The following is a 23,074-nucleotide window of genomic DNA, read 5'->3' on the forward strand; positions in this document are numbered from 1 at the left end:
CGAGGGAGGACTGGTGGAGCCAAGGGGAGTCGAACCCCTGACCTCATCATTGCGAACGATGCGCTCTACCAACTGAGCTATGGCCCCATCAGCCGCGGTATCTGGACCGGGGCCGGTGCTTTGTCAAGCGGCGAAGTGGCTGGCTCTTGCACCGGCCGGGCGCGCGGTCCATCAGGGGAGGAAAGGACGGGTCGCGATGGATATTCTGATACTTGGCGCGGGACAGGCCGCCGTCTCGCTGGCCGCGCGGCTGCGGGGCCTGGGGCATCAGGGCGGGATCACCGTCGTCGGGGAGGAGCCCCTGCCCCCCTATCAGCGTCCGCCGCTTTCGAAAGCCTATCTGCTGGGCGAGATGTCGCGCGACCGGCTGGAGCTGCGCGGTGCGGACTGGTGGCAGGAGCAAGGCATCACGCTGATGACCGCAACCCGTGCGACACGGATCGACCGCGACGCGAAGAAGGTCGAGACTGATCGCGCAGCCGTGAAATATGACCGGCTTGCCCTGACGCTCGGCGCCGCGCCGCGCAGGCTTCCGGCCGATACGGGCGGGGCACTGCCCGGCCTCCACAGCATCCGCGCCCTGGCCGACATCGAACGGATGCGGCCGGATCTGGTGCCCGGCCGCGCGGCGGTGGTGATCGGCGGCGGTTATATCGGGCTGGAGGCGGCGGCGGTGGCGCGCAAGCTGGGTCTCGCGGTCACGCTGGTCGAATCCGCGCCGCGCATCCTCGGCCGTGTCGCCTCCGCCGAGACGGCCGGGATGATCCGCGACCTGCATCGCGCGCATGGGGTGCGCATCCTGGAAGGCGTCGGAATTGACGGGCTGGAGGGCACATCGCGCGTCACCAGGGTGCGGCTGGCGGGGGGCGAGACGCTGACGGCAGAGGTGGTGATCGTGGGGATCGGGATCACGCCCGAGACAGCGCTCGCCCAGGCCGCCGGGCTGCGGATCGAGAACGGCATTGCCTGCGATGCGCAGGGGCGGACATCGGACCCGCATATCTGGGCCGCCGGAGATTGCGCCTCGTTTCCCCATGACGGCGTGCGGATCAGGCTGGAAAGCGTCGGCAATGCGATCGACATGGCGGAGCTGGTGGCGGACAACATGCTGGGCGCGGAGAAGGATTATCATCCGAAACCTTGGTTCTGGTCCGACCAGTATGACGCCAAGCTGCAGATCGCCGGGCTGAATGCGGGCCATGACCGGGTGGTCACGCGCGCGGCGGATGGCACGCATGCCGGTTCGGTCTGGTATTATCGCGGCGACCGGCTGATCGCGGTCGATGCGCTGAACGATCCGCGCGCCTATATGGTCGGCAAGCGGCTGATCGAGGCCGGCAAATCCCCCGAGCCGGTCCGCGTCGCGGACCCCACCACCCCGCTGAAGGACCTGCTGTGAGGATCATCGGCGGCAGGCTGCGCGGGCTGAAGCTGGCCGAGATCGGCGCGGGCGATCAGGCCGCGCATCTGCGCCCGACCACCGATCGGGTGCGCGAGGCGATGTTCAACCTGCTCATCAACAGTCTCGGTGTCGATTTCAGCGACATGCGGGTGCTGGATTTGTTCGCAGGCACCGGCGCGCTCGGGCTGGAGGCGCTGTCGCGCGGTGCGGCCCGGGTGGCCTTCGTCGACGACGGGACGGCGGCGCGGGCGCTTCTGCGGGCCAATATCGAGAAGGCGCGGGCGATGGGTGTGAGCGATGTCTGGCGGCGCGATGCGCTGCAACTCGGACCCAATCGCGGGCCGGGATACGGGATGGTGTTCATGGACCCACCCTATGGCCAGGGTCTGGGAGAGCAGGCGCTGCGCTCCGCCATTGACGGCAACTGGCTGACCGACGACGCCCTGGTGCTGTGGGAGGAGAGCCTGCCGCCCGCCCTGCCCGGCGGCTTCGCGCTGCTGGATCAGCGCCGCTACGGCGAGACGATGGTGACGATCCTCCGCCGCGGCTGACGACCGCCGCGCCGGCAAGTGGATCAGTCGCGCAGCAGTTCGTTGACCGAAGTCTTGGCGCGGGTCCGCTCGTCCACGCGCTTGACGATCACCGCGCAATACAGGTTCACGCCGTTCTTCGACGGAATCGACCCCGACACGACGACCGAGCCCGACGGCACCTCGCCGTAGCTGACCTTGCCGGTCTCGCGGTCCACGATCTTGGTGGACTGGCCCAGGAACACGCCCATGCCGATCACCGACCCCTCGCGGACGATCACGCCCTCGACAACCTCGGAGCGGGCGCCGACGAAGCAGTTATCCTCGATGATCGTCGGGCCGGCCTGCATCGGCTCCAGCACGCCGCCAATGCCGACACCGCCCGAGAGATGCACGTTCTTGCCGATCTGCGCGCAGGAGCCGACCGTTGCCCAGGTATCGACCATCGTGCCCTCATCGACATAGGCGCCGAGATTGACGAAAGACGGCATCAGCACCACACCCTTGGCGATGAACGCGGATTTGCGCACCACGCAGTTCGGCACCGCCCGGAACCCGGCCGCGCGCCACTGGTTATCGCCCCAGCCGGCGAACTTGCTGTCCACCTTGTCCCACCAGCCACCGCCCTGCGGGCCGCCCGGCTGCATCTCCATATCCTTGATGCGGAAGCCCAGCAGAACCGCCTTCTTGGCCCATTGGTTGACATGCCAGTCATCGCCGCGCTTCTCGGCCACGCGCAGCTGCCCGCTGTCGAGCGCGTTCAGCGTGTCCTCGATCGCCTCGCGGGTTTCACCGCCAGTGGCCGGGGTGATCGTGTCGCGCACCTCCCATGCGGCCTCGATGGCGGCTTCCAGGGCGGCGTTGGGCGATGCGTCGGTCATGGGCTCTCCTCGGTCAGGGTAGAAACTCTTGCCCAAGGGCTATAAGCGGGGGAGTGACCCGGCGCAATGCGCCCGACCCATGCAGAGGCCGAGATGAACGACGAAGACGCCCGCGCCCATCCATTCCCCCATAGCCGCGAGGATGCGCAGAAAGCGCAGGAGATCCCGGACACGCCGCAGACCCGCGCGCCCGCCTACAAGCTGGCTTTTGCAGATACGGATTTCCTGCTGCGCGAGGAATTGCGGCCGGTCCGGCTGCAGCTTGAACTGCTGAAACCGCAAATGATCCTGGACGAGCGCGGCGTGGAATCGACCGTGGTGATGTTCGGCGGCGCGCGTATCCCCGCCCCGGAACACAAGGACGAGGCGCGCACCGAGACCCTGGCCGAGCTGTCGAAATATTATGAACAGGCCTATCGCTTCGCCCGGATCATGACCGAGCGGAGCCTGGAGACCTATGGCCGCGAATTCGTCATCTGCACCGGCGGCGGGCCGGGCGTGATGGAGGCCGGGAACAAGGGCGCGCATGATGTCGGCGGGCAGTCGGTGGGCCTGGGCATCGTGCTGCCGCATGAGCAGGCGCCGAACGAATACATCACCCCGGATCTGTGCTTCAACTTCCACTATTTCGCCATCCGCAAGATGCATTTCCTGATGCGCGCGCGGGCGGTGACGGTGTTCCCCGGCGGGTTCGGCACGCTGGACGAGCTGTTCGAGACGCTGACCCTGATCCAGACCCGCCGGATGAAGCCGGTGCCGCTGCTGCTGTTCGGGCGCGAGTTCTGGGACCGGATCATCGACTGGCAGGCGCTCGCCGATGCCGGCACGATCAGCGCCAGCGATCTGGAGCTGTTCAGCTATGTTGAAACCGCCGACGAGGCGGTGGCGATCATCGACGCGTTCGATCCCAGGGATTGTGACTGAGACCACAGGGCACTGAAGGGCCGGGGTCCGTAAGAGCTGGCGCGGTCAGGCCAGATGATCGCGGAACGCGGCGAAGACCTGCGCATAGACCTGGCGCTTGAAGGGCACGATCTTCCGGGCGAGATCATCGGCCCGCATCCAGGCCCATTTGTCGAACTCGGCATGGTCGGTGGCGATGTTGACCTGTCCATCCTCGCCGGTGAACCGCATCAGCACCCATTTCTGGCACTGACCGCCGTACTTGCCCTTCCAGACCTTGCCCAGCAATTCATCGGGCAGATCGTAATAGACCCAGTCATCGGCCTCGGCCACGATCTCGACACTGTCGGCGGGCAGGCCGGTTTCCTCGCCCAACTCGCGGATGGCGGCCTGCAGCGGGGTCTCGCCCTTGTCGATCCCGCCCTGCGGCATCTGCCAGGCATGACCGGGATTGTCGATGCGCTGACCGGCGAAGACCAGCCCGTCCCGGTTCAGCAGCACCACACCGGCGCAGGGGCGATAGGGCAGCCCGGACGGCCCGAGCCGGCTGTCCGATGCCGCTTCCTGCTCGCTCATTGCGCATCGGTCCCGGCGGGGGCATCGGTGGTCTCGCTGCCCGCATCTTCGGCATCCTCGCCCGCATCGCTGCTCGGCGCGTCCTCGGTGCCGGAGTCCTCGCCGGTGACGGCGGGGGTTTCGGCGGGCATCACATCCTCGGCGCGGAAATCGACCGCGGCCAGACCCTTCAGGATGTCGATGGCATAGGCGAGCTGGTAATCTTCCTCGCGCAGCTTCGCCGTCGCCTCGACCTCTGCGGCCTCTTCCTCAAGCTGGCGGCGTTCCTCGTCGGAATAGCTGTCATTGTTCAGCGCCCCGCGCAGATCCGCCTCGGAGCTGATGAAGCTCGATTCGGTGCGCGGGCCGTCCTCATCCTCATCTTCCGGCGGCGGCGAAGAGGGCTGCGCGACGATGATGTCGGGATTGATCCCGAGCGCCTGGATGGACCGGCCAGAGGGCGTGTAATACCGCGCCGTGGTCAGCCGCATCGCGCTGTCGGACGTCACCGGCAACACGGTCTGCACCGACCCCTTGCCGAAGGATTTTTCGCCCACCACGATGGCGCGGCGGTGATCCTGCAACGCGCCGGTCACGATTTCCGAGGCCGAGGCCGAGCCGCGATTGATGAGCACCACGATCGGCTTGCCCTCGGCCAGATCGCCGGGCCGCGCGTTCCAGCGTTCGCTTTCATCGGGCGTCCTGCCACGCGTGGACACGATCTCGCCCCGGTCCAGGAACGCATCCGACACGAAGATCGCCTGATCCAGCAGCCCGCCGGGATTGTTGCGCAGATCCAGCACGAAGCCGGTCACGTTCTCGATCCCGCCCAGTTCCTCCACCGCGGCGGCCAGATCCTCCTCGAGCGATGAGATCGTCTCGTCGTTGAAGGTCGCCACGCGCAGCACCACGGCATGGCCCTCGACCCGGCCCTTGACGGCGGTGAGCTTGATCGTGTCGCGCACGATCTTGATGTCGAACGGCTCCTGCTCGCCCTCTCGCAGCACGGTAATGGTCACTTCCGAGCCAACCGGGCCTCGCATCAGATCCACCGACTGATCCAGCGTCAGCCCCATCAGCGGCTCGCCATCGACATGGGTGATGAAATCGCCCGCCTCGACGCCCGCCTCGTCGGCCGGGGTGTCGTCCATCGGCGCGATGACCTTGACCAGCCCGTCTTCCTGGCCCACCTCGATCCCCAGCCCGCCGAAACTGCCGCGGGTCTGGGTCTGCATATCGGCGTAATCATCGGCCGGCAGGAAGGAGGAATGCGGGTCCAGCGATTGCAGCATGCCGTTGATCGCGGCCTCGATCAGCTCCTTCGGATCGGTCTCCTCGACATATTGGCCCCGGACCTGCTCGAACACGTTGCCGAACATGTCGAGCTGCTCATAGACCGACCCGTTGCCGCCGACGCCCTGCGCCGCGATCGGCCCGGCGAGCTGGGTTGTCAGCAGAAGTCCGGCCAGCGTGCCGCCAATGCCTGCGATGAGATAATGCTTCATTCCGTTTCCGCCTGTGCTTCTGCCTCGCCCGGCCCGTCCTCCACGATGTGGTTCAGCACGAACCACTCTGCCGGGTCCAGCGTTTCCTTGTCGCGTCTCAGCTCCAGATACAGGGTTTCGGTGCGATCCGCATCCCCGCCCGTCGCCGCGTTCACCACGAACTCGATGCCGAATTCCTGCGCCGGCGGCTCGGTGCCGCCCATCAGCCCGACCGGCTCGCCCGCCGCCAGCACGTCCCCGACCTCGCCGAACACCTGCGCCATCCCGGCAAGTATCAGAAGATAGTCCTTTGCGGGCTCCAGGATGGTCACGTTTCCGTAATCGAGCAGCGGGCCGCGATAGCGGATCGTCGCCGGCCAGGGCGCGGTGACGAGCGAGGCGGGCGCCGTGGCGATAACCAGGCCGGGCCGTTCGATCCCGGCTGCATCCGCCTCGCCATAGCGGCGCAGCACCTTGCCCTGCACCGGCAATGGCAGCGACCCTTGCGCACCGTCGAAATCCGCAAGCGGCGGGCCGACATCGGATTCCATGTCGGCAATGCCTTCCGCAAAGGCATCCAGCGTCGCCGCCGATTTCTCGAGCGCCTGCAGCTCCTCCGGGTTCTCGGCGAAGCGTTTCGGCATGGTGGAACGGTCCGTCACCGCGCTTGCCAGCAGCCGCCGGGCCTCCTGCACGCGGCCCAGCCCCTCGGCCAGCGTGTTGGCCGCGTCCTCCTGCAACACGCGCACCTCGGCGATGTCGTCCAGATTGGCCTTCAGCGCGTCGGCCTGTTCGCGCAGGCCCGGAACGACGCTGGACAGGATCATCCCGGACCGCGCGGTGGCCTCCGGCCCCGCGGGGTGCAGCAGCATCAGCGTCTCTGGCGAGGTCTCCATCGACATCATCACCCCGATAATCGAGGAAAGCTGGTCGCGGCGCGCCTCCCACTTCGCGCGGATCTCCTGTTCCCGGATCCCGGCCTGGCGCAGCCCCGCCCTGAGTGAGGCAAGCCCGGTTTCATAGGCGTCGATCATCTCGGTCAGCGCGGTGACCTGATCGTCCTTGGTCAGCGCCTCTTCCAGCCGTCCCGTCGCCTCGCGCAGCGCGAAGGCCGCGCGGGCGGCATCCTCGCCGGCGTTTTCCTGCGCCGCGACGGGCGTGGCGAGGGCGGCGCAAAGCAGCACGGCGGATAGGGCGGCGCGATGTCTCATGCCCGCGCGATCAGGCTTTGGCCGGTCATTTCCTCGGGCGTGTCCAGCCCCATCAGCTCCAGCACGGTGGGTGCGACATCCGCCAGCCGGCCACCCGCGCGCAGCGCGGTCACGCCATCGCCGCCGAACACGATCACCGGCACCGGGTTGGTTGTATGCGCGGTATGCGGCCCGCCGGTTTCGGGATCGACCATCACCTCGCAATTGCCGTGATCGGCAATGATGACCGCCGCGCCGCCCGCCTGTTCCAGAGCCGCAAGCGCCCGGCCGAGATTGCGGTCCACCGCCTCGCAAGCTTTCGTCGCGGCCTCCAGGCTGCCGGTATGGCCGACCATGTCGGGATTGGCGAAATTCACCACGATCAGATCGAACCCCGCCTCGATGGCACGAACGAAATGATCGCCCACCTCGTCGGCCGCCATCTCGGGCGCCAGATCATAGGTCGCGACATCGGGGCTGGAGGGCATCTGCCGTTCCTCGCCCTCTTCCGCCGCTTCCTTGCCGCCGTTCAGGAAAAAGGTGACATGGGGGTATTTCTCGGTCTCGGCCAGCCGGAACTGCCGCAGACCCTTGGCCGCGACCCAGGCGCCCAGCGTATTGACCACCTGCCGCTTGGGATAGGCCGAAGCCATGAAATCATTGTGCTTTTCGGAATAATCCACCATGCCGAGGAGCGCGGCCCAATTGCGACGTTCCCCGCGTGCGAACCCGTCAAACTCTGGCTGACCAATGGCCGAGAGGATCTCTCGCGCACGGTCGGCGCGGAAATTCAGGCAGAAGAACCCGTCCCCGTCCTGCGCGCCGGCATAGCCTGCGATGACGCTCGGCTGGATGAACTCGTCAGTTTCGTCCCGCGCATAGGCGGCCTCGACCGCATGGGCGGCATCCGGCTGCGCCAGCCCGTCGCCGCCGATCATCGCCGCATAGGCGCGGCCGACCCGGTCCCAGCGATTGTCGCGATCCATGGCGAAATAACGCCCGATCACCGTGCCGATCCGGGCATTCTGCGGCAAATTGCCCTGCAACTCGGTCACGAAGCCCAGGGCCGATTTCGGCGGAACGTCGCGGCCATCCGTCACCGCATGGATGACGACCGGCACGCCCCGTTCCGCGACGGCGCGGGCGGCGGCAATGACATGCTGGATATGACCATGCACACCGCCATCCGACACCACACCCATCAGATGCGCCGTGCCGCCGCTTGCCTTGAGCGTCTCGATGAAATCGCCGAGCCCGGTATTCTCGTAGAAACTGCCATCCTCGATGGCGAGATCGATCTGGCCAAGATCCATCGCCACAACCCGACCCGCGCCGATATTCGTGTGCCCGACTTCGGAGTTGCCCATCTGCCCGCGCGGCAGACCGACATCTGGCCCATAGGTAATCAGCGTCTGGTGCGGGCATTCGGCCATTAGGCGGTCAAAGGTCGGAGTCCTCGCCTGATCGGGTGCGCTGTGTTCCGGCCGGTCCGAGATGCCCCAGCCATCCAGAATGCACAGCACCACGGGTTTCCTGGCACTCATAGCCCCGCCCCCTCGTCGATGCCCAGCATGAGGTTGAGATTCTGGACCGCGGCGCCCGACGCGCCCTTGCCCAGATTATCCAGCACCGCGACGACCACCGCGCAGCCCGCCGCGTCGTCGCCATGGACCGAGATTTCCAGCATGTTGGTGCCGTTCAGCGCCGTCGGATCGACCCGCGCGCCAACCTCCTCGGCCTCGCGGACGCGCACGAACTCGGCGCCGGCGTAATGTTCGGCCAGGGCCGCATGCAGGATCGACAGGCTCAGCCGCTCATCCAGATGCAAGGGCAGCGACACCGCCATGCCTTGCGCGAAATTCCCGACGGAGGGCGCAAAGACCGGCTGCACCATCAGCCCGGTCATGGTCATGATCTCGGGGATATGCTTGTGGCCCTGAGCGAGCGCATAGAGAAAGCCGGGCGGCGCGGTGCCGGCCTCGTATTCCCCGATCAGCGCGTTGCCGCCGCCCGTGTACCCCGAAACCGCGTTCACCGACAGCGCCGTGCCCGGATCGATCAGCCCGGCATCGACGAGCGGGCGGATCATCGCGATGGTGCCGGTCGAATAGCATCCCGGATTGGTCACACGCCGCGCGGCGGCAATGCGCGCGCGCGCATCCGGGACCAGTTCCGGGAAGCCGAACACCCAGTCCGGGTCGGTCCGGTGCGCCGTCGAGGCGTCGATCAGCCGCACCGGCAGGTCGGCCGACAGCGCCACCGATTCCCGCGCCGCCGCATCGGGCAGGCACAGAATGGCCAGATCTGCCGCCGCGAAGCAGTCGCGCCGCGCCTGCGGATCCTTGCGGTGCTCATGCGCGATCGAAATCAGCTCGATATCCGACCGTCCGGCAAGGCGGTCGCGGATCTGCAGCCCGGTCGTGCCGGCCTCGCCGTCGATATAGACCTTATGCGTCATCGCTGCCCTTTCTGTCTTGGCTGCCAGACATAACGCCGCGGCCTTCCGGGGGCAATGCAGGCAAAGCCCTGCCGAGGCCCGGTCGCGCGGTGTTGAAACGGCATGCAGGCTTCGCGTATCACCGCTGCATGACGGATCGTTACGCCCCCTCGACGCACAGCCCCGCCCGCGCCCCTGCCGGCCAGCCGGCGCGGCTCTATCACACGCCGCTGTCGCCGTTTTCACGCAAGGTGCGGCTCGTTCTGGCCGAAAAGCGGATCGAGGTCGAACTGGCCGAGGAGCGTTACTGGGAGCAGGGGCCGGAGCTGTTCCGGCGCAACCCGGCCGGCAAGATCCCGGTGCTGCGGCTCGACGGAATGTTGCTCGCCGAGAGCCAGGCGATCTGCGAATATCTGGACGAGACCGTGCCGAGCCCGCCGCTGATGCCCGACAGCCCCGCCGGTCGCTACGAGGTGCGAAGGCTCTGCGCCTGGTTCGACGACAAGTTCAACGCCGAGGTCACGCGGCCGGTGCTGAACGAGCGGGTCTGGAAGAAGGTCCAGAAGACCGGCTATCCCGACAGCCGCGTGGTCAAGGCGGGACTGTCAGCGATCAAGGCGCATGTGGATTACATGCACGGCTTGCTGGAAGAGCGCCGCTGGCTGGCCGGACCGACGATCAGCATCGCCGATTTCGCGGCGGCGGCGCATTTCTCCTGCCTCGATTACATCTCGGATGTGGACTGGGACCGGTCCGACCTTGTCCGGCAGTGGTATGCGACGATCAAGTCGCGCCCGGCCTTCCGCAACGTGCTGGCCGATCAGATGCCGGGCATCCACCCCGCGCCGCATTACGCGCTACTGGATTTCTGAGCGATTCCGGCCACCGCCGGGCCGGGTATTTGGATGAAGAAGAAACCGGGCGTGGGGCCTGGCCGCTGCCGTGGCGGGCGGGCGGGCGGCCGGGGATGGTCGCTCGCTTCCCTCAGCCGAGCGCGTAACCGGTGCCGCGCACGGTGCGCACCGGGTTGTCGCCGCCATTCTGCATCAGCGCCTTGCGCAGCCGTCCGACATGGACATCGATGGTGCGTGTGTCGACATAGATGTCGCGCCCCCAGACCCGGTCTAGAAGCTGTTCGCGCGTCCAGACCCGGCCGGGCTTTTCCATCAGGGTCGAGAGCAGCCGGAACTCGGTCGGGCCGAGATGCAGCGCCTGACCGGCGCGGAACACGCGATGTTCGCCCGCATCCAGCATGATGTCGCCGAAGCTCAGCCGCTCGCCCATCGTCGCGGGCCGGGTCCGGCGCAGTTGGGTGCGCAGCCGGGCCATCAACTCGACCACCGAATAGGGTTTGACCACATAGTCATCGGCGCCGGTTTCCAGACCCCGCACCCGGTCCACCTCGTCGCCGCGGGCGGACAGCATGACGATCGGGATCGACCGGGTGTCGGGATCGGCCTTGACGCGGCGGCAGATCTCGATGCCGGACACGTTGGGCAGCATCCAGTCCAGCACGATCAGATCGGGCTGTTCTTCGGCGACGAGAAGAAGCGCCTCGTCGCCGTTCTCTGCGAACACAACCTCGAAGCCTTCGGCCTCGAGATTGTATTTCAGCACCTCGCGTTGGGCGCTTTCGTCTTCGACGACGAGAACGCAGGGGGTCTGCCGGACCGACATGGGCTTATTCTCCGACCCCGGTATCCACCGAGCGCACCACCCCGTCCTTCTTGGGGCGCGCCTCGTCCGGCAATTCGCCGGTGACGAGATAGATCACCTGCTCCGCGATGGCGGTCGCGTGATCGCCCATCCGCTCGATATTCTTGGCGATGAAATGCAGATGCATGCAGGCGGTGATGTGGCGCGGATCTTCCATCATGTAGGTCAGGAATTCGCGGAACAGCGCATTATACATCTGGTCCACTTCCAGATCGCGTTCGCGCACATCGGCGGCCAGATCGGCGTCGCGCTGGATGTAGCTGTCAAGCGCGTCCTTCAGCAGGCGCTCCACCGTGGTGGACATGCGGCGCAGCGCCATGCCGGCCCCGTCGATCACCGGCAGGTTGGCCAGCACATGGCTGCGCTTGGCCATGTTCTTGGCGTAATCCCCGACCCGTTCCAGTGCGGTCGAGATCTTGATGACGGTCAGCACAAGCCGCAGATCGGTGGCGGTGGGCGCGCGCAGCGCGATCAGCCGCGCCGCTTCCTCGTTGACCTGCAGATCGAGATTGTCGATTTCCTTGTCGCGGCGCCGGACCGTCTCGGCCAGCTCCTCGTCATAGGTTTCGAGCGCCCGGGCGGCATCCTCGATGGCGGTTTCCACCAGCCCGCCCATCCGCACGACAAGCGCCTGAATTGTCTCCAGGTCGCGGTCGAACGCCGAGGCGATATGTTTCGTGTCGCTGCTCATGTTACTCCTCCGGAAATTCGGCTCAGCCGATGCGGCCCGAAATATAGCTTTCCGTCCGCGGGTCCTGCGGATTGGTGAAAATATCGTCCGTGTCGCCATATTCGACCAGGTTGCCCAGGTGGAAGAAAGCGGTCTTCTGGCTGACGCGGGCGGCCTGTTGCATCGAGTGGGTCACGATCACCACCGAGAATTCCTTGCGAAGCTGGTCGATCAGCTCCTCGACCTGGCTGGTGGCGATCGGGTCGAGCGCCGAGCAGGGTTCGTCCATCAGCAGGACTTCCGGCGCGGTCGCGACAGCGCGGGCAATGCACAGGCGCTGCTGCTGACCGCCCGACAGTCCGGTGCCCGGTTCCTGAAGGCGGTCCTTGACCTCGTTCCACAGCGCCGCACCGCGCAGCGATTTCTCGACGATCTCGTCCAGATCGGCGCGGTTACGGGCCAGCCCGTGGATGCGCGGGCCATAGGCCACATTGTCATAGATCGATTTCGGGAACGGGTTCGGCTTCTGGAACACCATGCCGACCTTGGCGCGCAGCTGCACCGGATCGACGCGCTTGTCATAGATATTCTCGCCGTCCAGCTTGATCTCGCCTTCGACGCGGGCAACGTCGATCGTGTCGTTCATGCGGTTGATGCAGCGCAGGAAGGTCGATTTTCCGCAGCCCGACGGGCCGATGAAAGCGGTCACGGTCTTGTCGAGGATGTCGACATCGACATCCTTGATGGCATGTTTCTCGCCGTAATAGACCTGCACCTTGCGCGCGGTGATCTTGAAGGTATCGGTCGTCACGTTGCGCTCCACGATATTCATGTCGTTCATTCTATCCATCCCAGCCACAATACTACCAGCGGCGTTCGAACTTGCGGCGCAGGTAGATCGCCAGCAGGTTCATGCAAAGCAGGAAGACCAGCAGCACGATGATCGCACCGGAGGCCCGTTCGAAGAAGGCCGGGTCGGCCCGCTGAGTCCAGTTATAGACCTGCACCGGCAGCGCCGATGCCGGGTCGAAGAAACCGGCGGGCGGGGCGCCCGGATAGGTGGACACGAAGGCCACCATGCCGATCAGCAGCAGCGGCGCGGTTTCGCCAAGCGCCTGCGCCAGGCCGATGATGGTCCCGGTCAGGATGCCCGGCATGGCCAGCGGCAGCACATGATGCAGCACAGTCTGCATGCGCGAGGCACCCACCCCAAGGGCGGCGTCCCGGATCGAGGGCGGCACGGATTTCAGCGCCGCACGGGTCGAGATGATGATTGTCGGGAGCGTCATCAGCGTCAGCACCAGCCCCCCCACGATCGGGGTGGAGCGCGGCAGGCCGGCGAAGTTGATGAAGGCCGCCAGCCCCAGGATCCCGAACACGATGGACGGCACCGCGGCGAGGTTCGAGATATTCACCTCGATGATGTCGGTGAAGCGGTTCTTCGGCGCGAATTCCTCGAGATAGATCGAGGCGGCGACGCCGATGGGCAGGGCCAGCACCAGCACGATCAGCATCATGTAGAGCGAGCCGAGGATCGCGACCCCGATGCCCGCCGCTTCGGCGCGGTTGTCGGAGGCGTCGGGCTTGGTGATGAAGCTGCTGTTGAAGCGGGTGACGAGCGTGCCGTTTTCGCGCATCGCCTCGGCAAGCTGGAACTGCGCCACGGAAGTCTTGGCGTCGCGCGATGCCGATTCCTCGCTGACCCGGCCCTTGAACATGCCGTCCACCCGGCTGGAGGTCAGCGCCGTCATCTCGACCGTCTGGCCGACGAGTTCGGGGTTGTCGAGCACCTGGTTGCGCAGGCTGGCCTGCGCCTCGTTCGAGAAGAAGCCGGACAGGTCGGCGTCGGTCAGCCCCTCGATCTGGATGCCTTCCTGCTCGATCCAGTTGCGCAGCGAGTCGGTCAGCAGCGAGCCGTAGGACATCGAATAGACACCGGACATCTCCTCCGGGTCGCGATTGCCGTCCGGGTCGACCACGTCGGCGCTCAGAGTCACCGGGATCGAGGCGTAGGTCTGGCGGAAGGCCGACGCACCGTCCCCGATGATCGAGGTCAGCAGGAAGACCAGCGACAGGATGGCGATGGCGATGGCGCCGATGCCGTAGGCCTTGAAGCGTTTCTCGGCCGCGTTGCGCTTGCGTGTGCGCGCGCTTTCGGTCAGCAGCGAGCCGCTGGTGTGGCGTTCGCCGCCCGGTCCGAAAGCGGCGGTGTCGGTCACGTCGGTCATTCGTACTGCTCCCGGTATTTGCGCACGATATACAGCGCGAAGACATTCAGCCCGAGCGTCAGCACGAACAGCGTAAGCCCGAGCGCAAAGGCCACCAGCGTCTCGGGGCTGGCGAAGTCATTGTCGCCCGTCAACTGGCCGACGATCTTCACCGTGATCGTTGTCATCGCCTCGAACGGGTTGCCGCTGATCTGGGCCATGGCACCTGCGCCCAGCACGACGATCATCGTCTCGCCAATGGCGCGGGATGCGGCCAGCAGAACCGCGCCGACGATGCCCGGAAGGGCCGCGGGCAGCACAACCTGGCGGATGGTTTCCGAATGCGTCGAACCGAGGCCGAGGCTGCCGTCACGCAGCGATTGCGGGACGGAGTTGATGATGTCGTCGGACAGCGAGCTGACGAACGGGATCAGCATGACCCCCATCACCAGACCCGCGGTCATCACCGAGGACCCGCTATTGCCCAGACCCAGCGGCTGCGAGATCCAGTCGCGCAGCAGCGGACCAACCGTGACGAGCGCGAACAGGCCGTAGACGATGGTCGGGATGCCGGCCAGGATCTCGATCGCCGGCTTGGCGAAGGAGCGGACGCGCGGGCTCGCATATTCCGACATATAGATCGCCGCGAACAGCCCGACCGGCACCGCGAAGAGCAGCGCGATGAACGAGATGTAGAGCGTGCCCCAGAGCAGCGGCAGCATGCCGAGCTCGGATCCGCCACCGAAGCTGGGCGTCCACTCGGTGCCGAAGAAGAAATCCTGCCAAGGATAGAGGCGGAAGAAATTGATCGATTCGAAGACCAGCGACAAGACGATGCCGACGGTCGTCATGATGGCGATGGTCGAGCAGCCGATCAGGATCGCGCGCATGACCTGTTCCACCACGTTGCGGGCGCGGAACTCCGGCCCGGTGCGCCGCCACGCGAAGGCGGCCAGCCCCAGGGCAAGCGCCAGCGTCACGATGGACAGCCAGATCGAGCCGGTATGGGTGGAGCGCATATATTGCTGCGCGGCGTCCAGAATGACGGGCTTTGTCAGCACCGCCTGGCCGGCGGCTTTCAGCGCGTCCATCCGCGCCGAATCGTCCATGGTCAGCGTCAGCGCCTCGGGACGGGTCAGCACGTCCTGGGCGACGGCACCGTTCAGGGTCGAGGCGACCTTGCGCACCTCGTTGAGCAACATGCCGCGGGTCTGCCCTTCGGACACCGCATCCTCGGGGATGTAGCGATCAATCGAACGCTCGATAATCATAGGCTGCGCGAACAGCCACACCAACAGAACAAGAAGCGCCGGCACGGCGGCGTAAAGCGCGACGTTCCAGCCGTAATAGGTCGGGCGGGAATGCAGGCGGCGCGCGTCGCCATCAACCAGCGTCAACGCGCGGCGCCGGCCGAGGACATAGCCCAGCACGGCGATGGCCAGAACGATCAACAAAATCCACTGAACGGGCATATGGTCCCCCGGAAGTGCAAACGTGCCGGGCAGTCGGCTGACTGCCCGGCCTCGTCATGGGTCGGTTACTGGATCGTCGCTTCGTCGGCGACGGTCGCCTGGACATCAGCCAGTTGCGGATCCGGCACCAGGCCGTATTCGGCCAGCGGGCCGCCCGGGCCAGCCATGGCGTCCGACACGAAGAACTCGGCATATTCCTTCAGGCCGGGAACGACGCCGATATGGTCCTTCTTGACGTAGAAGAACAGCGGGCGCGAGACCGGGTATTCACCCGAAGCGACGCTGTCGACGGTCGGGGTCACGCCGTTGATGGTCGCAACCTTCAGCTTGTCGGTGTTGTTCTCGTAGAAGGACAGGCCGAACACGCCGACACCGTTGGGGTTGCTGGCGATACGGGCCAGCGTCTCGGTGTAGTCGCCGTCGATATCGACCGACGCGCCGTCAGTGCGGACCGACATGCAGGCCGCTTCGGCTGCATCTTCGTCACCGCCATTGGCTTCGGCGAAGGCTTCCATGGCACCGGTTTCTTCACAGCCGGCCAGCAGAACCTTTTCCTCGAACACTTCACGGGTGCCGTGCTTGGTGCCGGGGATGAAGGCCATGATCGCCTGCTCGGGCAGATCCGGGTTCACGTCCGACCAGTTGGTGGCCGGGTTGGCGGTGACTTCGCCGTCAACCACGACTTCGGCAGCCAGGGCGCCGAACACGTCAGCCGGGGTCAGCACGAAATCGGGGCCGTTGATGTCCGAGGCGAAGACGATGCCGTCATAGCCGAACTGGACTTCGATGATGTTGGCGACGCCATTGGCGGCGCAGGTCTCGACTTCCGAGCTCTTGATCTGGCGCGACGCGTTGGCCACGTCGATGGTGTTTCCGCCGACACCTTCGCAGAACTGCTTCAGACCGGCCGAGGAACCGCCGCCTTCGACGACGGGCGCCTGGAATTCGGTGTTTTCAGCGAAAGCTTCAGCCACAATGGTGGCGTAGGGCAGAACGGTCGAGGAACCGGCGACCTGCACCTGTTCCTGAGCAGCGGCGACCGAAGCCGAGGCCGCGATCAGCGCGGCAGCCGAGACGGCAAGCTTGACGGATTTCATGAGGATGACTCCTGAATACTTCTAAGATGGCACGATTTGCCTGGGCACTCCCTAGGACGCGAGTGCGACGCTTATGCGACGGGAATGTGACAGCTTTGTGACAAACCGGACGGCAAAACGCCAAGCCCCTGCGAAAAGGGCCGGAATCGTGCGTGATCCTGGCGAAAATATTGGAAGATCAGGGAAATCCCTGCGGGCTGCACGGCCGCGCCTTGCGACGATTCCGGCAATTCTGTCATCCCGATGCCCGAAACCGGCCGCCGATTCGTCCAGGCCGACTTTGCTTCGTGACGGGAGGGAATAGCGCCTGCGCGCCCGGTCTTGCGGCGGCTCAGCCGATCTGGCCGCGATGGCCGCCGGTCTGGGCACGATCCAGCAGCAGATGGTCCAGCACCACGCAGGCCGCCACCGCCTCGGCCACGGGCACGGCGCGGATGCCGACGCAGGGATCGTGGCGGCCCTTTGTGATCAGCTCGATCTCCTCACCCGCCGCGTTGACGGTGCGGCGCGGGGTCAGGATCGAGGAGGTTGGCTTGACCGCAAAGCGCACCAGGATCTCCTGCCCCGTCGAGATCCCGCCCAGAATGCCGCCGGCATGGTTGGAGAGATATTCCGGCCCGCCTGCCCCCATGCGGATCTCGTCGGCATTGGCGGTCCCGGTCAGCGCAGCCGCCGCCATGCCCTCGCCGATCTCGACGCCCTTCACGGCGTTGATCGACATCATCGCCGCGGCCAGATCGGTGTCCAGCTTGCCATAGACGGGCGCGCCGAGGCCCGGCGGGCAGCCCCGGATCAGAAGCTCGACCGCAGCACCGACACTGTTCTGCGCCTTGCGGATCCCCGTCAGATAATCCTCCCACGCAGCGGCGGCCGCCGCGTCGGGCAGGAAGAACGGATTCTCCGAAATCGCCGTTTCATCGAAATTCGCCCGCTCCAGCCGCATCTCGCCCATCTGGACCATATAGCCGATGACCCGAAGCTCCGGCACCATCTCGCGCAGCACCGCCTGCGCGACCGCACCGGCGGCCACCCGCGCCGCGGTTTCCCGCGCGCTCGACCGCCCGCCGCCGCGGTAATCACGGATGCCGTATTTCTGGTGATAGGTGATGTCGGCATGGCCCGGCCGGAACGCCGTCGCGATCTCGCCGTAATCCTTGCTGCGCTGATCGGTGTTCTCGATCATCAGCATGATAGGCGTGCCGGTAGTCCGCCCCTCGAACACGCCGGACATGATGCGCACCCGGTCCGCCTCCTGGCGCTGCGTCGTGTTTTTCGACGTGCCCGGACGGCGGCGGTCCATGAAGGGCTGGATCCAGCCCTCGTCAAGCGCCACGCCCGGCGGGCAGCCGTCGATCACCGCACCCAGCCCCGGCCCGTGGCTCTCGCCCCAGGTGGTGACACGGAACACATGGCCGAAGCTGTTCAGGCTCATCGCGGATCTCCTTTCCGGCCTGAGTAGCGATCCGGCAGGGCTGCGGCAACATGCAAGATCGGGGTTGCACGTATCGGGGCAATTGACCACACTGGCCCGGCCTCGGGGAGCCTCTGGCTGAGACGCTGCATGCGGACCCGTCGAACCTGAACCGGCTGACCCCGGCGGAGGGAAGGTCTCGCGCCGTGTCCCGTCATTTTGTTATCGAAGGAGAACGCGATGCGATCCGCGATGTTCGCCCTGCTCACCGCCGCCAGCCCGGCCCTTGCCGCGCAGGATGAATTCACCGTCTACGGTCCCGACTACTTCGCCTCCGAATGGGGCCCCGGCCCGGCCATCGAGGAGGGGTTCGAGACGATCTGCGGCTGCGACCTGAAATTCGTGACCGGCGACGTCCTCCCGCGCCTGTTGCTGGAGGGCGAGCGGACCGAGGCGGATGTGGTCATCGGGTTGAACAGCGACGTGACCAAGCGGGCGCGCGAATCCGGCCTCTTCGCGCCGCATGGCCAGGATCTGTCCGGCCTGACCCTGCCGATCGACTGGACGGACGAGGTGTTCTTGCCGTTCAACTGGTCGCAGACCGCCTTTGTCTACGACCGCACCGAGCTGGAGAACCCGCCCACCAGCTTCCAGGAATTGCTCGACGCGCCTGACGATCTGAAGATCGTCATCCAGGACCCGCGCAGCTCGATCTCCGGTCTGGCGCTGCTGCTCTGGGTCAAGGAGGTGTTCGGCGACGAGTCCGAGGCGGCGTGGCGCAAGCTGAAGCCGAAAGTGCTGACCGTCACCCCCGGCTGGTCGGAAAGCTACGGGCTGTTCACCGATGGCGAGGCGGATATGGTGCTCAGCTACACCACCTCGCCCGCCTATCACATCGGGGCCGAGAACGACACGTCCAAGCAGGCGGCGATCTTTCCCGAGGGCCATTACTTCATGGTCGAGTTGGCCGCGCAGCTTGCCGGAACCGACCAGCCCGAACTCGCCCGGCAATTCATGGGCTACGTGCTGTCCGAGGATTTCCAGGGCATGATCGCGGAGGCCAACTGGTCCTACCCGTCGAAGCTGGAACGCGATCTGCTGCCCGCCTATTTCGCCGCGCTGCCCCGCGCGCAGCTCACACATTTCCTTGACGAGACCGAGGCCGAGGCGCTGCGCGAGCCGGCGCTGGATGAATGGCTTCGCGTCTTCGCGCAATAGACCCCGCGGGGACGCTCGCCGCCGCTGCGCTCACAGCCCTGGTATTGGGCACTTTGGCCGCCGTGGCGATCCAGGCGGGCGGGCCGGGTGGACTGGGGCCGTGGGACTGGCGCGCGGTCTGGTTCACGCTGTGGCAGGCGGTGGTGTCGGCCACGCTCTCGGCCGTGCTGGCCATCCCCGTCGCGCGCGCGCTTGCCCGCCGCCGTTTTGCCGGCCGGGCGGTTCTGGTCACGCTGCTCGGCGCGCCCTTCATCCTGCCGGTGATCGTCGCGATCATGGGGCTGGTTTCCGTATTCGGGCGCAGCGGAATCGTGAACGAGGCGCTTGCAGCACTCGGCCTGCCTGCGCTTTCCATCTATGGCTGGCAGGGGGTGATCCTTGCCCATGTGTTCTTCAACCTGCCGCTGGCGGTGCGGATGATCCTGCATGGCTGGCAGGCGATCCCGGCCGAACGGTTCCGCCTCGCCCGTTCGCTCGGCTTCGCCCCGGCCGATATCGGGCGACATCTCGAACGCCCCATGCTGCGCGAGATCCTGCCCGGCGCATGGCTGGCGGTGTTCCTGGTCTGCCTGACCTCCTTCGCGGTGGCGCTGGCACTTGGCGGCGGACCCCGCGCCACGACGGTGGAACTGGCGATCTACCAGGCGTTCCGCTTCGATTTCGACATGGGCAAGGCCGCGACGCTGGGGCTGATCCAGGTCGGGCTGTGCCTGCTGGCGCTGATCCTGTCGGCGCGGGTGGCCATCCCCGCAGCCTTCGGCAGCGGCATGGACCGCGCGGCGGATCTGCGCGGCCCGCCCGGCTGGCGGCGCGGGGCGGATGGAATCGCCATCGGGCTGGCCGCGCTTTTCCTGCTGCTGCCGATGCTGTCGGTGATCCTTCAGGGCGCGCCGCGCCTGCACGACCTGCCGGTCTCGGTCTGGCAGGCCGCGCTGCGCTCCGTCATCATGGCGCTGATCTCGGCTGCAGCGACGCTGGTGCTGGGTCTGGCACTGGCGCTGTCCATCGCGCGCGGGCATCGCTGGGTGGAGGCGGCGGGGATGCTGCCGCTCGTCGCCTCGCCGCTGGTTCTTGGGACGGGGCTTTACCTGATGCTGCGCGGCATCGCCTCCCCGACCGAGCTGGCGCTGCCGGTCACGGTCGCGATCAATGCCGCCATGGCCCTGCCTTTTGCGCTGCGCATCCTGATCCCGGCGGCGCGCAGCCTGCGGGCGGATTACGGGCGGCTGGCGGATTCGCTGGCCATGCACGGCACGGCGCGGCTGCGCCTGTTGACCCTGCCACGGCTGGCGCGGCCGCTGGGATTCGCCGGGGGTCTGTCCGCCGCGCTCGCCATGGGGGATCTGGGTGTCATCACGCTTTTTGCAGACAGCGAAAACGCCACCCTGCCGCTGAAGCTCTACCAACTGATGAACAGCTACCGCATGGCGGATGCGGCGGCCTGCGCGGTGCTGTTGATGGCGATCAGCTTCGCGCTGTTCTGGATCTTCGACCGCGGAGGCCGTGCCCATGCTGCGATTTGACCGCGCCGAGGCGAGACTGGGCAGCTTTGTCCTGCGCGCCGATTTCAACATTGCGCCGGGCGCGCGTGTGGCGGTAATCGGCCCGTCTGGCTCGGGGAAATCGACGCTGCTCGGCATGGTCTCGGGCTTCGTGCCGCTCTCCTCGGGCGGGATCGGCTGGCGTGACCGCGACCTCTCGCCCCTGCCACCGGGGGAGCGGCCGGTGTCGATCCTGTTTCAGGATCAGAACCTGTTCCCGCATCTCAGCGTGGCGCAGAATGTCGGGCTGGGGCTGCGCCCCGACCTGAAACTCTCCGCCGCGCAGACACGCGACGTGCAGGCCGCGCTCGATCAGGTCGGGCTCTCCGCCATGGCCGACCGCCGCCCGGCGCAGCTTTCGGGTGGCCAGCAAAGCCGCGTGGCGCTCGCCCGCGTGGCGCTGCGCGCGCGCCCGATCCTGCTGCTTGACGAGGCCTTCTCGGCGCTCGGCCCGGCGCTGAAAGCCGACATGCTGGCGCTCTTGGCCCGGATCGCGGATGAGACCGGCGCGACCGTGCTGATGGTCACCCATGACCCGGACGATGCCCGCGCCTTCGCGCCCGAAACGGTGGTGGTGATCGACGGCGTGGCTGAGCCCCCCGTGCCCACTGCCCCCCTGCTGGACGATCCGCCCCCGGCGCTTGCCGCCTATCTGGGCTGATCGACCGCGCGGATCAGCTTGCGGTCGAAGACGCGCAGCACCTGGCGCAGATCATGGCCGCGCTTCAGGATCCGGCCATCCATGCCGATCACCGCATACATGCCCTGCGCCTGGCGCAGCTTGGGCCGCTTCTCGACCCGGTAGATCGGCGTCTCGGCGCTGTGCCGGAAGATCGAGAACACCGCCACCTCTCGCAGGAAGGCCATGGCGTAATCGCGCCACTCCCCCGCCGCGACCATGCGGCCGTAGACCGACAGGATGATGCCAAGCTCGGCCCGGTCGAAGGCGATCTGCTCGGGCTGAGACACGAACGGGTGCGTCGGGTTCTGCATCCGCTGATCGTGGCACCGCGCGGCGCGGCAATCAATGGCCTTCGTCACCGGCCAGGGCGCGTCACCGGCAGGGTTCCGCCACAACGCCGGGCACAAGCGACAGCCGGGCGCGGCCGGCCCGGCCGCCCCTTACCCTTTGCGCGTCAGCCGCAATCGACGGCAGAGATATTGCCCATCTCGTCCAGCCGGAACACGATCCGGTTCGGGTCATATTCCTGCGGCTCGATGCCGCGATACTCGACCACGCGATAGCTGCGCTCGATCCCCAGTGTCGGGATCACCCCGCCCGGCTGGCCGATCTGCCCGGCATAGCTGCTGGCCTTGCACAGATCCGGCTTGCGCTCGGTCAGCCCGTCATCATAGGCGGTCGGAAGCGGCTCGATGCCCGGCGGCTGCACCGGGGCCTCCTCGATCTGCGGGGGGGCCATGCAGGCCGAAAGCGCCAGAACCGCGATCAGCGGCGCGGCGAATTGCGTCTTTGTCATCTTGTTCACCTGTCCCTGGAATTGGTGATCCATGCTGCCTCTCGGGCCTTTTCAAACGAAGGCCGCGCAGCCAGCTATAGCGTTCCCGGCACCGGGCGTGAAGCCTGCGGCGCGGCTGACGGATCACCTCCCCCTCGGCCGGTCAGGTCTCGATCAGCCGCTGCGCCATGCCGGTGCCGAAGGCGCGCAGGAACATGGTCACGGCATTGTCCACCGTGCGCCGGATCATCACGTCATCGACGGAGTCGCGCCCCGTCAGCATCACCCGGTCCTTCAGCCGCACCGTGTTGAGCTGGATGAAACTGTCCGCCGCGAGGTTCAGATCGGGGATGTCGTCGCGCAGCATCCCCTCCTTCTGCCAATGGCGCAACTGCCGCTCCAGCGTCTTTTGCAGCGCCGCCGGCCCAAGCTGGTAATACTCTGCCGCGAGACCGGGAAACCGCTCGGCCTCCGCGATCGCCAGGCGCAGCGTGCGCGACCCGAATTCCGACACGGCGTGATTAGCGATCAGATGCCCGGTGAAGCGCAACACCTGGTCCACCGGCAGATCCAGCCCGACCAGTTCCTTGCCATCGACCCGCTCGCGCTCCAGCTCCTCGCGGAACACCGCGTCGAACATCAGCTTCTTGTCCGGGAAATAGCTGTAGAGCGTCGCCTTCGACACCGCCGCCTCGCGTGCGATGTCATCGACGCTGGCGCCCTCATAGCCGTCGCGCATGAACACGCGACGAGCCCCTTCCAGCACCTGGCCGAATTTGCGCCCACGCGTGACCAACCGTTCCTCGTTACCCATATCACTGCCTAAACTACGGCTTACATTGAAAAGCATAGGGCGTTCCGGGGGATCGGGACAAGTCAGTAAGATGACGGGGGAAATACGTT

The 23,074-nt window shown here is 66.5% G+C and carries 23 protein-coding genes and 1 tRNA gene; 7 read left to right on the forward strand and 17 right to left on the reverse strand.

The features are described from left to right. Window positions 1–11 precede the first annotated feature (11 nt). A tRNA-Ala gene (locus BLT73_RS01040) sits at window positions 12–87 on the reverse strand. A 109-nt stretch (window positions 88–196) separates the two neighbouring features. On the opposite strand from BLT73_RS01040, the gene BLT73_RS01045 reads away from it, so the two are divergent. Together BLT73_RS01045 and rsmD are read left to right on the forward strand one after the other, a co-directional pair. Further along, complete coding sequence (locus BLT73_RS01045; protein ID WP_090520078.1) at window positions 197–1,399, forward strand: NAD(P)/FAD-dependent oxidoreductase; 1,203 nt, start codon at window positions 197–199, stop codon at window positions 1,397–1,399. Next, complete coding sequence (gene rsmD / locus BLT73_RS01050) at window positions 1,396–1,953, forward strand: 16S rRNA (guanine(966)-N(2))-methyltransferase RsmD (RefSeq protein WP_090520080.1); 558 nt, start codon at window positions 1,396–1,398, stop codon at window positions 1,951–1,953. The genes BLT73_RS01045 and rsmD overlap by 4 nt, the downstream gene beginning before the upstream one ends. A gap of 23 nt (window positions 1,954–1,976) precedes the next feature. Here the strand turns inward: rsmD and dapD are convergent, their stop codons facing one another. After that, window positions 1,977–2,813 (reverse strand): 2,3,4,5-tetrahydropyridine-2,6-dicarboxylate N-succinyltransferase, encoded by an 837-nt coding sequence (gene dapD / locus BLT73_RS01055; RefSeq protein WP_090520082.1) that lies wholly within the window; start codon window positions 2,811–2,813, stop codon window positions 1,977–1,979. 93 nt (window positions 2,814–2,906) lie between these two features. Between dapD and BLT73_RS01060 the strand changes: the two genes are divergently transcribed. Further along, entirely contained in the window at window positions 2,907–3,737 is an 831-nt protein-coding gene (locus tag BLT73_RS01060; RefSeq protein ID WP_090520895.1) for an LOG family protein, read from the forward strand. Window positions 3,738–3,782: 45 nt separating this feature from the next. Here the strand turns inward: BLT73_RS01060 and BLT73_RS01065 are convergent, their stop codons facing one another. From BLT73_RS01065 to argC, 5 genes are read right to left on the reverse strand one after another with little or no spacing between them, the layout of a single operon-like run. Next, a complete protein-coding gene (locus tag BLT73_RS01065) occupies window positions 3,783–4,292 on the reverse strand; it encodes an RNA pyrophosphohydrolase (protein WP_090520083.1) in 510 nt (169 codons plus the stop codon). Next, complete coding sequence (locus tag BLT73_RS01070; protein WP_090520084.1) at window positions 4,289–5,776, reverse strand: S41 family peptidase; 1,488 nt, start codon at window positions 5,774–5,776, stop codon at window positions 4,289–4,291. Before BLT73_RS01070 ends, BLT73_RS01065 begins: the two co-directional genes overlap by 4 nt. Then, window positions 5,773–6,966 (reverse strand): murein hydrolase activator EnvC family protein, encoded by a 1,194-nt coding sequence (locus BLT73_RS01075; RefSeq protein ID WP_090520086.1) that lies wholly within the window; start codon window positions 6,964–6,966, stop codon window positions 5,773–5,775. The genes BLT73_RS01070 and BLT73_RS01075 overlap by 4 nt, the downstream gene beginning before the upstream one ends. Continuing rightward, window positions 6,963–8,489, reverse strand: a complete 1,527-nt coding sequence (gpmI, locus tag BLT73_RS01080) for a 2,3-bisphosphoglycerate-independent phosphoglycerate mutase (protein WP_090520088.1) — start codon at window positions 8,487–8,489, stop codon at window positions 6,963–6,965. The genes BLT73_RS01075 and gpmI overlap by 4 nt, the downstream gene beginning before the upstream one ends. After that, complete coding sequence (argC, locus tag BLT73_RS01085) at window positions 8,486–9,403, reverse strand: N-acetyl-gamma-glutamyl-phosphate reductase (protein ID WP_090520089.1); 918 nt, start codon at window positions 9,401–9,403, stop codon at window positions 8,486–8,488. The genes gpmI and argC overlap by 4 nt, the downstream gene beginning before the upstream one ends. A 128-nt stretch (window positions 9,404–9,531) precedes the next feature. Between argC and fzlA the strand changes: the two genes are divergently transcribed. After that, window positions 9,532–10,254, forward strand: coding sequence for an FtsZ-binding protein FzlA (fzlA, locus tag BLT73_RS01090; RefSeq protein WP_090520090.1), 723 nt, complete (start codon window positions 9,532–9,534; stop codon window positions 10,252–10,254). 112 nt (window positions 10,255–10,366) lie between these two features. Here fzlA and phoB read toward each other — a convergent pair whose 3' ends face one another. From phoB to aroC, 7 genes are all read right to left on the reverse strand, one after another. Beyond that, window positions 10,367–11,059, reverse strand: a complete 693-nt coding sequence (gene phoB, locus BLT73_RS01095; protein ID WP_090520092.1) for a phosphate regulon transcriptional regulator PhoB — start codon at window positions 11,057–11,059, stop codon at window positions 10,367–10,369. Between the two features lie 4 nt (window positions 11,060–11,063). Continuing rightward, entirely contained in the window at window positions 11,064–11,789 is a 726-nt protein-coding gene (gene phoU / locus BLT73_RS01100) for a phosphate signaling complex protein PhoU (protein ID WP_090520093.1), read from the reverse strand. Window positions 11,790–11,811: 22 nt separating this feature from the next. Further along, complete coding sequence (gene pstB / locus BLT73_RS01105) at window positions 11,812–12,609, reverse strand: phosphate ABC transporter ATP-binding protein PstB (protein WP_090520094.1); 798 nt, start codon at window positions 12,607–12,609, stop codon at window positions 11,812–11,814. A gap of 22 nt (window positions 12,610–12,631) precedes the next feature. After that, window positions 12,632–13,996, reverse strand: coding sequence for a phosphate ABC transporter permease PstA (pstA, locus tag BLT73_RS01110; protein WP_090520096.1), 1,365 nt, complete (start codon window positions 13,994–13,996; stop codon window positions 12,632–12,634). Then, on the reverse strand, window positions 13,993–15,447 hold the full coding sequence (gene pstC, locus BLT73_RS01115) for a phosphate ABC transporter permease subunit PstC (protein ID WP_090520097.1): 1,455 nt from the start codon (window positions 15,445–15,447) through the stop codon (window positions 13,993–13,995). Before pstC ends, pstA begins: the two co-directional genes overlap by 4 nt. A gap of 65 nt (window positions 15,448–15,512) precedes the next feature. After that, a complete protein-coding gene (locus BLT73_RS01120; protein ID WP_090520098.1) occupies window positions 15,513–16,544 on the reverse strand; it encodes a PstS family phosphate ABC transporter substrate-binding protein in 1,032 nt (343 codons plus the stop codon). Window positions 16,545–16,875: 331 nt separating this feature from the next. Continuing rightward, complete coding sequence (gene aroC / locus BLT73_RS01125; protein ID WP_090520100.1) at window positions 16,876–17,976, reverse strand: chorismate synthase; 1,101 nt, start codon at window positions 17,974–17,976, stop codon at window positions 16,876–16,878. 219 nt (window positions 17,977–18,195) lie between these two features. Between aroC and BLT73_RS01130 the strand changes: the two genes are divergently transcribed. The 3 genes from BLT73_RS01130 to BLT73_RS01140 are packed head-to-tail and all read left to right on the forward strand — an operon-like array spanning window position 18,196 to window position 21,375. Next, a complete protein-coding gene (locus tag BLT73_RS01130) occupies window positions 18,196–19,173 on the forward strand; it encodes a thiamine ABC transporter substrate-binding protein (RefSeq protein WP_090520102.1) in 978 nt (325 codons plus the stop codon). After that, a complete protein-coding gene (locus tag BLT73_RS01135; RefSeq protein ID WP_090520105.1) occupies window positions 19,149–20,696 on the forward strand; it encodes an ABC transporter permease family protein in 1,548 nt (515 codons plus the stop codon). The genes BLT73_RS01130 and BLT73_RS01135 overlap by 25 nt, the downstream gene beginning before the upstream one ends. Next, complete coding sequence (locus BLT73_RS01140) at window positions 20,683–21,375, forward strand: thiamine ABC transporter ATP-binding protein (RefSeq protein ID WP_090520107.1); 693 nt, start codon at window positions 20,683–20,685, stop codon at window positions 21,373–21,375. The genes BLT73_RS01135 and BLT73_RS01140 overlap by 14 nt, the downstream gene beginning before the upstream one ends. On the opposite strand, the gene BLT73_RS01145 is transcribed toward BLT73_RS01140, so the two are convergent. The 3 genes from BLT73_RS01145 to BLT73_RS01155 all read right to left on the reverse strand — a co-directional run bounded on the left by BLT73_RS01145 (window position 21,363) and on the right by BLT73_RS01155 (window position 22,985). Then, window positions 21,363–21,707, reverse strand: coding sequence for a DUF2794 domain-containing protein (locus BLT73_RS01145; RefSeq protein ID WP_090520110.1), 345 nt, complete (start codon window positions 21,705–21,707; stop codon window positions 21,363–21,365). The genes BLT73_RS01140 and BLT73_RS01145 overlap by 13 nt on opposite strands. 143 nt (window positions 21,708–21,850) lie before the next feature. After that, window positions 21,851–22,192 carry a hypothetical protein gene (locus BLT73_RS01150; RefSeq protein ID WP_176804835.1) on the reverse strand — a complete coding sequence of 114 codons (342 nt, stop codon included), beginning with the start codon at window positions 22,190–22,192 and terminating at the stop codon, window positions 21,851–21,853. A gap of 142 nt (window positions 22,193–22,334) precedes the next feature. Then, the gene (locus BLT73_RS01155; protein ID WP_090520113.1) at window positions 22,335–22,985 is read right to left on the reverse strand and encodes a TetR/AcrR family transcriptional regulator; all 651 of its coding nucleotides are present in this window, start codon (window positions 22,983–22,985) and stop codon (window positions 22,335–22,337) included. Window positions 22,986–23,074 lie beyond the last annotated feature (89 nt).

This window comes from Paracoccus isoporae, from assembly GCF_900101865.1.
In the GTDB taxonomy this organism is placed as follows: Bacteria; Pseudomonadota; Alphaproteobacteria; order Rhodobacterales; family Rhodobacteraceae; genus Paracoccus; species Paracoccus isoporae.

What these genes read in the sequence shown, in the direction of transcription:
- fzlA (WP_090520090.1), top strand. Translation starts at nt 9,532, where the DNA reads ATGACGGATCGTTACGCCCCCTCGACGCACAGCCCCGCCCGCGCCCCT.
- pstA (WP_090520096.1), bottom strand. Translation starts at nt 13,996, where the DNA reads ATGACCGACGTGACCGACACCGCCGCTTTCGGACCGGGCGGCGAACGC.
- BLT73_RS01140 (WP_090520107.1), top strand. Translation starts at nt 20,683, where the DNA reads ATGCTGCGATTTGACCGCGCCGAGGCGAGACTGGGCAGCTTTGTCCTG.
- BLT73_RS01075 (WP_090520086.1), bottom strand. Translation starts at nt 6,966, where the DNA reads ATGAGACATCGCGCCGCCCTATCCGCCGTGCTGCTTTGCGCCGCCCTC.
- BLT73_RS01150 (WP_176804835.1), bottom strand. Translation starts at nt 22,192, where the DNA reads ATGACAAAGACGCAATTCGCCGCGCCGCTGATCGCGGTTCTGGCGCTT.
- phoB (WP_090520092.1), bottom strand. Translation starts at nt 11,059, where the DNA reads ATGTCGGTCCGGCAGACCCCCTGCGTTCTCGTCGTCGAAGACGAAAGC.
- argC (WP_090520089.1), bottom strand. Translation starts at nt 9,403, where the DNA reads ATGACGCATAAGGTCTATATCGACGGCGAGGCCGGCACGACCGGGCTG.
- BLT73_RS01120 (WP_090520098.1), bottom strand. Translation starts at nt 16,544, where the DNA reads ATGAAATCCGTCAAGCTTGCCGTCTCGGCTGCCGCGCTGATCGCGGCC.
- gpmI (WP_090520088.1), bottom strand. Translation starts at nt 8,489, where the DNA reads ATGAGTGCCAGGAAACCCGTGGTGCTGTGCATTCTGGATGGCTGGGGC.
- dapD (WP_090520082.1), bottom strand. Translation starts at nt 2,813, where the DNA reads ATGACCGACGCATCGCCCAACGCCGCCCTGGAAGCCGCCATCGAGGCC.
- BLT73_RS01045 (WP_090520078.1), top strand. Translation starts at nt 197, where the DNA reads ATGGATATTCTGATACTTGGCGCGGGACAGGCCGCCGTCTCGCTGGCC.
- BLT73_RS01130 (WP_090520102.1), top strand. Translation starts at nt 18,196, where the DNA reads ATGCGATCCGCGATGTTCGCCCTGCTCACCGCCGCCAGCCCGGCCCTT.
- pstB (WP_090520094.1), bottom strand. Translation starts at nt 12,609, where the DNA reads ATGAACGACATGAATATCGTGGAGCGCAACGTGACGACCGATACCTTC.
- BLT73_RS01070 (WP_090520084.1), bottom strand. Translation starts at nt 5,776, where the DNA reads ATGAAGCATTATCTCATCGCAGGCATTGGCGGCACGCTGGCCGGACTT.
- phoU (WP_090520093.1), bottom strand. Translation starts at nt 11,789, where the DNA reads ATGAGCAGCGACACGAAACATATCGCCTCGGCGTTCGACCGCGACCTG.
- BLT73_RS01145 (WP_090520110.1), bottom strand. Translation starts at nt 21,707, where the DNA reads ATGCAGAACCCGACGCACCCGTTCGTGTCTCAGCCCGAGCAGATCGCC.
- BLT73_RS01155 (WP_090520113.1), bottom strand. Translation starts at nt 22,985, where the DNA reads ATGGGTAACGAGGAACGGTTGGTCACGCGTGGGCGCAAATTCGGCCAG.
- pstC (WP_090520097.1), bottom strand. Translation starts at nt 15,447, where the DNA reads ATGCCCGTTCAGTGGATTTTGTTGATCGTTCTGGCCATCGCCGTGCTG.
- BLT73_RS01065 (WP_090520083.1), bottom strand. Translation starts at nt 4,292, where the DNA reads ATGAGCGAGCAGGAAGCGGCATCGGACAGCCGGCTCGGGCCGTCCGGG.
- BLT73_RS01060 (WP_090520895.1), top strand. Translation starts at nt 2,907, where the DNA reads ATGAACGACGAAGACGCCCGCGCCCATCCATTCCCCCATAGCCGCGAG.
- BLT73_RS01135 (WP_090520105.1), top strand. Translation starts at nt 19,149, where the DNA reads ATGGCTTCGCGTCTTCGCGCAATAGACCCCGCGGGGACGCTCGCCGCC.
- aroC (WP_090520100.1), bottom strand. Translation starts at nt 17,976, where the DNA reads ATGAGCCTGAACAGCTTCGGCCATGTGTTCCGTGTCACCACCTGGGGC.